The following is an 8,763-nucleotide window of genomic DNA, read 5'->3' as shown; positions in this document are numbered from 1 at the left end:
GATGCTTTTGGCGCTACACGAGGGTGCGCAGGATGAGCCCGAAGGCCACGATGCAGGCGAACCAGATGACGCCCACGGCGATCGTGATCCGGGTGAGGTTCTTCTCCGCCACCGAGGAGCCCGAGGCGACCGAGGACATGCCGCCGCCGAACATGCTCGACAGGCCGCCGCCCTTGCCCTTGTGCAGCAGGACCATGAGGATCAGAACCGCGCTGGAGAGCAGCAGCAGGATCATCAGGGCGTAACTCAGAACCGTCATCATCGGTGATCGGGTGTCCTCTCAGCAATTCTGGCCCGTTATGGGGCGCGGGCCACGGCCGAGTCTAGCCGAATGCAATATCCGTCTGGCAATCAGTGTCAGTTTGACATGACACTCTCTGGGCGCCCGGAACAGCTGGGTGTCATCTTCACATGACACTTGATGGACCACCAGAACCGCTGGGTGTCATCTTCACATGACACTCGTTGCGCCAGAAACGCAAGGAGCCGCCGCACAACGCTGTGCGGCGGCCCTGTCTGCGACCCGCAGCGCTCAGCTCGAGGCGCTGCAGGCAGTCTTGCTATGAAGCTTTACGCTCCGGCGTGCTCCGGGAAGCGGACGATCTTGGCGAACTCTTCAGCGTCGAGGCTCGCGCCGCCCACCAGGGCGCCGTCGATGTCGGGCTTGGCCATGATCTGGGCGACGTTCGAGGACTTGACCGAACCGCCGTAGAGGATCCGGACCCGCTCCGCGACCGCACCGAACTTCTCGCCCAGTGCCTGGCGCAGGGCCCCGATGACCTCCTGAGCGTCCTCGGCGCTGGCCGTGCGGCCTGTGCCGATGGCCCAGACGGGCTCGTAGGCCACGACGACCTTGGCGAGCTCTTCCTCGGTGAGGCCGTCGACCGCCGCGATGAGCTGGCTGACGGAGTGCGCGATGTGGTCGCCCGCCTCGCGCACGTCCAGGGCCTCGCCGACGCAGAGGATCGGGCTGATTCCGTTGTTGAGGGCCTGGCGGACCTTGGCGGCCACCAGTTCGTCGCCCTCTTCGTGGTACTGCCGGCGCTCGGAGTGGCCGACGGCCACGTACGAGCAGCCGAGCTTCGCGAGCATCGAGCCGGCGATCTCGCCGGTGTACGCACCGGACGGGTGCGCCGACAGGTCCTGGGCGCCGAAGCCGATGACGAGCTTGTCGCCGTCGACCAGCGTCTGCACGCTGCGGATGTCGACGAACGGCGGCAGGACGACGGTCTCGACCGCTTCGAGCTGCTCGCGGGTGAGGCTGAAGGCCAGCTTCTGCACCAGCGCGATCGCTTCGAGGTGGTTGAGGTTCATCTTCCAGTTGCCGGCGATGAGCGGCTTGCGGGTCTCAGTCATCTAATTCTCCAGTGCGTCCAGGCCGGGCAGGGTCTTGCCCTCGAGGTACTCGAGGCTCGCCCCTCCGCCGGTCGAGATGTGGCCGAAACCGTCCTCGGGCAGGCCGAGGGTGCGGACCGCAGCGGCGGAGTCGCCGCCGCCGACCACCGAGAACGCCTCGGAGTCCACGAGCGCCTGCGCGACGGTCTTGGTGCCGGCGGCGTAGTCGGGGAACTCGAACACGCCCATGGGGCCGTTCCAGAACACGGTCTTGGCGCCGGCGATCCGGTCCGCGAAGGTCTTCGCGGACTCGGGGCCGATGTCGAGGCCCATGCGGTCGGCCGGGATCGCGTCCACGCCCACGGTGAGCGGTTCGGCGTCGGCGGCGAACTCGGCGGCGGTGGTCGTGTCGACCGGCAGCAGCAGTTCGACGCCGAGCTTCGCGGCGCGCTCGAGGTAGGTCTTGCAGGTCTCGATCTGGTCCTTCTCGAGCAGCGACGAGCCGACCTCGTAGCCCTGGGCGGCGAGGAAGGTGAACATCATGCCCCCGCCGACGATGAGCGTGTCGACCTTGTCGAGCAGGTTGTCGATGACCGCGAGCTTGTCCGAGACCTTCGCGCCGCCGAGGATGACGACGTACGGCTGCTCGGGCTTGCCGGTGAGCTTCGAGAGGACCTCGACCTCTTTGGCGATGAGCCAGCCCGCGTAGTGCGGGAGCAGCTGGGCGACGTCGAAGACGGAGGCGTGCTTGCGGTGCACGGCGCCGAAGGCGTCGTCCACGTACACGTCGCCGAAGGCGGCCAGCTGGCCGGCGAACTCGGCTCGCTGGGTGTCGTCCTTGCTGGTCTCGCCCTTGTTGAAGCGCAGGTTCTCCAGCAGGAGGACGTCGCCGTCGCCCTGGGCGACGGCCTTGGACTCGGCGTCCGTCCCGACGGTGTCGGTCGCGAAGGCGACCTCGCGGCCGAGGACCTCGCCGAGGCGCTGTGCCACGGGGGCCAGCGAGAAGGCGGGGTCGGGCTCGCCCTTGGGGCGGCCCAGGTGCGAGCACACCACGACGCGGGCGCCGGCGTCGGACAGCGCCTTGACGGTGGGCGCGACGGCGCGGATGCGGCCGTCGTCGGTGATGTTCTTCCCGTCGAGAGGGACGTTGAGGTCGGCGCGTACGAGTACGCGCCGACCGTTGACGCCCTCCTGCAGGAGTTCGTCGAGCGTCTTCATCAGGCTGCTAGCCGACCAGCTTGACGAGGTCGACGAGGCGGTTCGAGAAGCCCCACTCGTTGTCGTACCAGCCGAAGACCTTGACCTGGTTGTCGATGACCTTGGTCAGGAGGCCGTCGATGATGCACGAGTGCGGGTCGGTCTCGATGTCCTTGGAGACGATCGGGTCCTCGGTGTAGTACAGGATGCCCTTGAGCGGGCCCTCGGCGGCGGCCTTGAGCGCGGCGTTGACCTCTTCGGCCGTCACGTTGCGCGACGCCTCGAAGGTGAGGTCGGTGATCGAGCCGGTCGGGACCGGGACGCGCAGCGAGTAGCCGTCGAGCTTGCCGTTGAGCTCGGGCAGCACCACGCCGACGGCCTTGGCGGCGCCGGTGGTGGTGGGCACGACGTTCAGGGCGGCGGCGCGGGCGCGGCGCGGGTCCTTGTGCGGACCGTCCTGCAGCATCTGGTCCTGGGTGTAGGCGTGGATCGTGGTCATCAGACCCTTCTCGATGCCCACGGACTCGTTCAGGACCTTGGCCATCGGGGCCAGGCAGTTGGTGGTGCACGAGGCGTTCGAGATGATGTTGTGCTTCTCGGCGTCGTACTTGTCGTGGTTGACGCCCATCACGATCGTGATGTCCTCGTTCTTCGCCGGAGCGGAGATGATGACCTTCTTGGCGCCACCCTCGAGGTGGGCCGCGGCCTTCGTGCCGTCGGTGAAGAAACCGGTGGACTCGATGACGACGTCCGCGCCGACCTCGCCCCAGGGGAGGTTCTTCGGGTCGCGCTCGGAGAACGCCTTGATGGTCTTGCCGTTGACGGTCAGCTCGCCGTCGCCGATCTTGACCTCGTACGGCAGGCGGCCGAGGATCGAGTCGTACTTGAGCAGGTTGGCGATCGTGTTGAGGTCGCCGAGGTCGTTGAAGGCGACGATTTCGACGTCGGCGCCAGAGGCGAGAACCGCCCGGAAGAAGTTGCGCCCAATACGGCCGAAGCCGTTGACGCCCACACGGATGGTCACGTGGCCATCTCCTCGCTTGAACAGGATCGAATATTTGAATGAGACCGGGAGCGGTCTCGTACGCGATCCGTTCAGCCGAATAGCGACGGTGGAACAGATCGCTGTTCGGCCTCGTCGCCGAGCACTCTTTGACCCTACCGCTGTGGTTCCTGAACCTGTCGCGGCCGGTTCCCCCCGATCATGTCACACCCGGAACAGGGGTGTGACATCGCGGTTAAGCGTAGCCGTTGATCGGCCGCCGGTGCGGTGTACCGCGCCCAAGGGCAGGCAGGTCGCGGACCGATCATGCCACGAGCATTTCCTCTTCGGCCACAACGTCGTCGGGGCCGGGGACGCCGTGCTCCTGGGCGCGCTTGGTGGCCATGTTGATGAGCCGGCGGATGCGCCCGGCGATGGCGTCCTTCGTCAGCGGCGGGTCCGCGAGGGCCCCGAGCTCTTCGAGGGAGGCCTGCCGGTGGTCGAGGCGGAGCCGCCCGGCGGAGGCGAGGTGTTCGGGGACGTCGTCGCCGAGGACCTCGAGGGCGCGGGTGACCTTCGCGGCGGCCGCGACGGCGGCGCGCGCCGAGCGGCGCAGGTTGGCGTCGTCGAAGTTCGCGAGGCGGTTGGCCGTGGCGCGCACTTCGCGGCGGACCCGGCGCTCCTCCCAGGTCAGGACCGAGGAGTGGGCGCCGAGGCGGGTCAGGAGCTCGCCGATGGCGTCGCCGTCGCGGATGACGACGCGGTCCACGCCGCGCACGTCCCGGGACTTCGCGGCGATGCCGAGGCGGCGGGCGGCGCCGACGAGGGCGAGCGCCGACTCCGGGCCGGGGCAGGTGACCTCGAGCGAGGACGAGCGGCCGGGCTCGGTGAGCGAGCCGCGGGCGAGGAAGGCCCCTCGCCAAGCGGCCTCGGCGCAGCACGGGTAGGCGCCCACGACATGGTTGGGCAGGCCCCGGACGGGGTAGCCGCGCTGGTCGGTGAGGCCGATCTGCTTGGAGAAGGCCTGGCCGTCGGCCATCACCCGCAGCAGGTAGTGGTTGTTGCGGCGGAGCCCGGCGGCCACGAGGACGTGGATCTCGGACTCGTAGTGGTAGAGCTGGTCGATCATGCGCTTGGCGCGGCGGGCGACGTTGCCGGCGTCGACCTCGGCCTCGACGACCACGTTGCCCTGGCCGACGAGGTGGAGGCCCCCCGCGAAGCGGAACAGCGCGCCCAGTTCGGCGCGCTGGCAGCAGGACTTCGTCACCTCGATGCGACTGAGTTCGTCCTTGACCTCCGAGGTCATCGCCATTCGTTAACCACCATCTTCAACCAGCAGGTTTCCCAACACGGCAGCCAGCGCGGCGACATCATGCGTCACGCCGTCGGAGGCGAGGTCCGCGGCGACGAGCTGGGCCTCCAACGATTGTGCCGCACTGTTCAACGATCCGGGATCGGCGAGGGTTCGGGTGTCGCCTGAGACGACGTAGTGAAACCGGACACCTTCGGCGTAACGGCGCAGCGTGTCGACGTGTCCGGCGAGGGTGAGCCCGTCGGTCTCCTTCTCCTCGGAGAGGTTGAGCACGACCACGCGCTTGGCCTTGGCGGCGCCGATGGCCTCGCGGAGGTCCGGGAGGAGCAGGTGCGGGATGACGGAGGTGTACCAGGAGCCGGGGCCGAAGACGTGCCAGTCGGCCTCGGCGACGGCGTCCAGGGTCTCGGGGCAGGCGGTGGCGGCGGCCGGGAGGAGGCGCACGTCCTTGACGCTGCCGTCCGCGACGGCGATGTCGTGCTGGCCGACGATCGTGCGGGTGCCCGTGCCTTCGGCGGGGTCGTAGGTGGCGAGGTCGGCCTCGATGTCGAGCGGGGTGCAGGACATGGGGAGGACGCGGGCGTGCGAGCCGAGGAGGCGGCCGGCGAAGTCGAGGGCGTCGACGGGGTTGGCGTGGAGTTCGAGGAGGCCGGTGAGGACGACGTTGCCGACCGGGTGGCCGGTGAGGAAGTCCTGGCCGCCGAAGCGGTGCGAGAAGAGGCGCGCGGCCTCGGACTTGGCCGGGTCGGCGGTGGCGACGAGGGCCTTGCGGAGGTCGCCGGGGGGCAGGACGGGCCGGGTGGCGCGGATGTCCCCGGTGGAGCCGCCGTCGTCGGCCACGGTGACCACGGCCGTGAGGTCGAGGTCGAGCCTGGTGAGGGCGCGGAGCGAGGCGGACAGGCCCCGTCCGCCGCCGAACGCGACGACTCTGGTCATGCGGTCACCTCGGAGGTGCGGCGTTCGGGGCGGGGAGGAGGGGCGTCCGGGGGACCCGCGTGGGCGGCGGCCTGGGCGGGTCCTGCGGGCGCGTCGGTCACTCGTTGCCCCGGTCGCGGTGGTGGGTGTTGGCGGGGAACCCGGCGGCGTTGAGGCGCTTCGCGAGTGACTCGGCGATGGCGACGGAGCGGTGCTTGCCGCCCGTGCAGCCGATGGCGATCGTCATGTAGCGCTTGCCTTCCCGTTCGAACCCTTGGGTGGTGCCGAGCAGCAGGGAGGCGTAGGCGGCGACGAATTCCTCGGCGCCGTCCTGGCCGAGGACGTAGTCGGCGACGTCCTGGTCGGTCCCGGTGTGCTCGCGCAGGGTGGGAACCCAGTACGGGTTGGGAAGGAATCTTACGTCGGCCACGTAGTCCGCATCGCGCGGGATGCCGTACTTGAACCCGAATGACATGCAGGTGAACTGGAGTCCCGGAGTGGAGGGGGCGAGGAAGGCCTCCTCGACGCGGGAGCGGAGCTGGTTCTCGTTGAGGTGCGTGGTGTCGAAGAGGGTGTCGGCCGAGCCGCGGGCCGGTTCGAGGATGCGGCGCTCGGCGGCGATGCCGTCGGCGAGCATGCCGTCGCCCTGGAGCGGGTGGGCGCGGCGGACCTTCTCGAAGCGGCGGATGATGATGTCGTCGTCGGCGTCGACGAAGACGAGGTGGGGTTTGAAGCCGCCCTTGCGGAGGTCTTCGATGACGCCCACGAGGTCGGTCATGAACGCGCGCGAGCGCACGTCGAGGACCATCGCGGTGCGCCGCACCTCTTCTCCCCCGGCCGCGGCCAGCTCGGCGGCCTGGCCGACGAGCGATTCGGGGAGGTTGTCGATGACGTAGTAGCCGACGTTCTCCAGTGCGCGCGCCACCGTCGAGCGGCCGCCGCCGGAGATGCCGGTGACGATCACGAGGTCCAATTCACTGCGGTCGGTTCCGCCCGCTTGCACTGCTGCCACACCCATAAGTCAAGTATCCCCGAGTTCGTTCCTGCCGCCGTGGTGACACGGCTTCGACGTGCTTGCCGAACTGACAAGCGTATTACTACCTACCGTGTCTCAAGCCCCGTTGTCGTCGGGATTACGCAGATGTGTCTGCAAGGCCTCGGCCAGTTTCGGGCCGATCCCGGGCACGGCCTCGAGATCGGCGAGCTCGGCCTCGCGGATGCGCTTGACGGAGCCGAACTGCTTGAGGAGGGCCTTGCGTTTGGACTCGCCGAGGCCGGGCACGCCGTCGAGCGCGGAGGTGATGAGGCCCTTGCGTCTTCTGGTGCGGTGCAGGGAGATCGCGAAGCGGTGCGCCTCGTCGCGCACACGCTGCATGAGATAGAGGGCCTCGGAGGTGCGCGAGAGGATGACGGGGTAGGACTCGCCGGGGAGCCAGATCTCCTCGAGGCGCTTGGCGAGGCCGGCGAGGTTGATGGTGTCGATGCCGAGTTCGGCGAAGACGGCTTCGGCGGCGGCGACCTGCGGCTGGCCGCCGTCGACGACGAGCAGCTGCGGCGGGTAGTGGAAGCCGCGCTTGGGTTCCTCGTCCTCCTCGGTGGGCGAGCCGGTGGGCTGGTCCGCGAGCTTGGAGAGGCGGCGGCGCAGGGTCTCCTGGAGGCTCGCGAGGTCGTCCTTGCGCTCGCCTTTGATGACGAAGCGGCGGTACTCGCTCTTGCGCGGCAGGCCGTCCTCGAAGACGACCATCGACGCGACGACGTCCTCCCCTTGGGACTGCGAGACGTCGTAGCATTCGATACGTAGCGGGGCCTCGGGCAGGTCGAGGGCGTCCGCCAGCTCTTCGAGGGCCTTCGAGCGGGCGGTGAGGTCGCCGGCGCGCTTCAGCTTGTGGCGCTGGAGGTTCTCGATCGCGTTCTTCTCGACGGTCTCGGCGAGGGCGCGCTTGTCGCCGCGGCGAGGGACACGCAAGTCCACTTTGGATCCGCGGCGTTCCGAGAGGAGTTCGGCCAGGGCGGCGGCGTCGTCGGGGAGGGCCGGGACGAGCACCTCGCGGGGCACGACCTCGTTCTGCTCGCCGTAGAACTGCAGGCAGAAGCTCTCGACGATGCCGGGGAGGTCGATCGGCTCGGGCTTGTCGATGACCCAGCCGCGCTGGCCGCGGATGCGGCCGTTGCGCACGTGGAAGACCTGGACGGCGGCCTGAAGCTCGTCGTCCGCGACGGCCATGACGTCGCAGTCGACGTCCTCGGCGAGGACCACGACCTGCTGCTCGAGGACCTTGTCGAGGGCGGCGAGGTCGTCGCGCAGGCGCGCGGCCTTCTCGAACTCGAGCGCCTCCGATGCCTCCTGCATCTCCTTGATGAGGCGGCGGCGCACGGGGGCGTGGTCGCCGGACATGAAGGCGCAGAAGCCGTTCACGAGTTCGCGGTAGTCCTCGACGGAGATGCGGCCGACGCACGGCGCGGAGCACTTGCCGATGTCCGCGAGGAGGTTCGGTCGGCCGATCCGGTTGCAGCGCTTGAACTCCGTGTCCGAGCACGTGCGGATCGGGAAGACCCGGGTGAGGAGGTCGAGGGTCTGGCGGATGGCCCACGCGGAGCCGAACGGCCCGAAGTAGCGCACGCCCTTGCGGCGGGCGCCGCGCATGACCTGGGCGCGCGGGAACTCCTCTCCCACGGTGACGGCGAGCCACGGGTAGGACTTGTCGTCCTTGAACATGACGTTGAAGCGCGGGTCGTACTCCTTGATCCAGGTCCACTCCAGCTGGAGGGCCTCGACCTCGGTGGCGACCACGGTCCACTCGACGCTGCGGGCGGTGTTGACCATCCGGCGGGTGCGCTCGTGGAGCCGCGTCTCGTCCGCGAAGTACGAGTTCAGGCGATTGCGGAGGTTCTTGGCCTTGCCGACGTAGATGACGCGCCGGTCGCGGTCCCGGAAACGGTAGACGCCCGGCGCGGTCGGGATGGTGCCGGGGGCGGGACGGTAATCAACAGCCACACCACAAGGATATGACCCGCCCCCGAC

Annotated in this window: 8 protein-coding genes; all 8 read right to left on the bottom strand. The window is 69.0% G+C overall.

Annotated features, from left to right (window positions below):
* Positions 1–13: 13 nt before the first annotated feature.
* The gene (secG, locus tag O2L01_RS10380; protein ID WP_270121852.1) at positions 14–259 is read right to left on the bottom strand and encodes a preprotein translocase subunit SecG; all 246 of its coding nucleotides are present in this window, start codon (positions 257–259) and stop codon (positions 14–16) included.
* 311 nt (positions 260–570) lie between these two features.
* Complete coding sequence (gene tpiA / locus O2L01_RS10375; RefSeq protein WP_270121851.1) at positions 571–1,356, bottom strand: triose-phosphate isomerase; 786 nt, start codon at positions 1,354–1,356, stop codon at positions 571–573.
* The gene (locus O2L01_RS10370) at positions 1,357–2,553 is read right to left on the bottom strand and encodes a phosphoglycerate kinase (protein WP_270121850.1); all 1,197 of its coding nucleotides are present in this window, start codon (positions 2,551–2,553) and stop codon (positions 1,357–1,359) included.
* Positions 2,554–2,560: 7 nt separating this feature from the next.
* Positions 2,561–3,556 carry a type I glyceraldehyde-3-phosphate dehydrogenase gene (gap, locus tag O2L01_RS10365; protein ID WP_270121849.1) on the bottom strand — a complete coding sequence of 332 codons (996 nt, stop codon included), beginning with the start codon at positions 3,554–3,556 and terminating at the stop codon, positions 2,561–2,563.
* A gap of 283 nt (positions 3,557–3,839) precedes the next feature.
* Positions 3,840–4,826 carry a DNA-binding protein WhiA gene (gene whiA, locus O2L01_RS10360; protein WP_270121848.1) on the bottom strand — a complete coding sequence of 329 codons (987 nt, stop codon included), beginning with the start codon at positions 4,824–4,826 and terminating at the stop codon, positions 3,840–3,842.
* Between the two features lie 3 nt (positions 4,827–4,829).
* Complete coding sequence (locus O2L01_RS10355; RefSeq protein WP_270121847.1) at positions 4,830–5,762, bottom strand: gluconeogenesis factor YvcK family protein; 933 nt, start codon at positions 5,760–5,762, stop codon at positions 4,830–4,832.
* Between the two features lie 97 nt (positions 5,763–5,859).
* Positions 5,860–6,753: an RNase adapter RapZ gene (gene rapZ, locus O2L01_RS10350; protein ID WP_270121846.1), complete on the bottom strand. Its 894-nt coding sequence runs from the start codon at positions 6,751–6,753 to the stop codon at positions 5,860–5,862.
* A 99-nt stretch (positions 6,754–6,852) separates the two neighbouring features.
* The gene (gene uvrC, locus O2L01_RS10345) at positions 6,853–8,736 is read right to left on the bottom strand and encodes an excinuclease ABC subunit UvrC (RefSeq protein ID WP_270121845.1); all 1,884 of its coding nucleotides are present in this window, start codon (positions 8,734–8,736) and stop codon (positions 6,853–6,855) included.
* Between the last annotated feature and the right edge of the window lie 27 nt (positions 8,737–8,763).

This window comes from Glycomyces lechevalierae (assembly GCF_027622945.1).
Taxonomy (GTDB): domain Bacteria; phylum Actinomycetota; class Actinomycetes; order Mycobacteriales; family Micromonosporaceae; genus Glycomyces; species Glycomyces rutgersensis.
The sequence above is the reverse complement of the archived record's forward strand: the minus strand, read 5'-3'. Positions and strand labels throughout refer to the sequence as shown.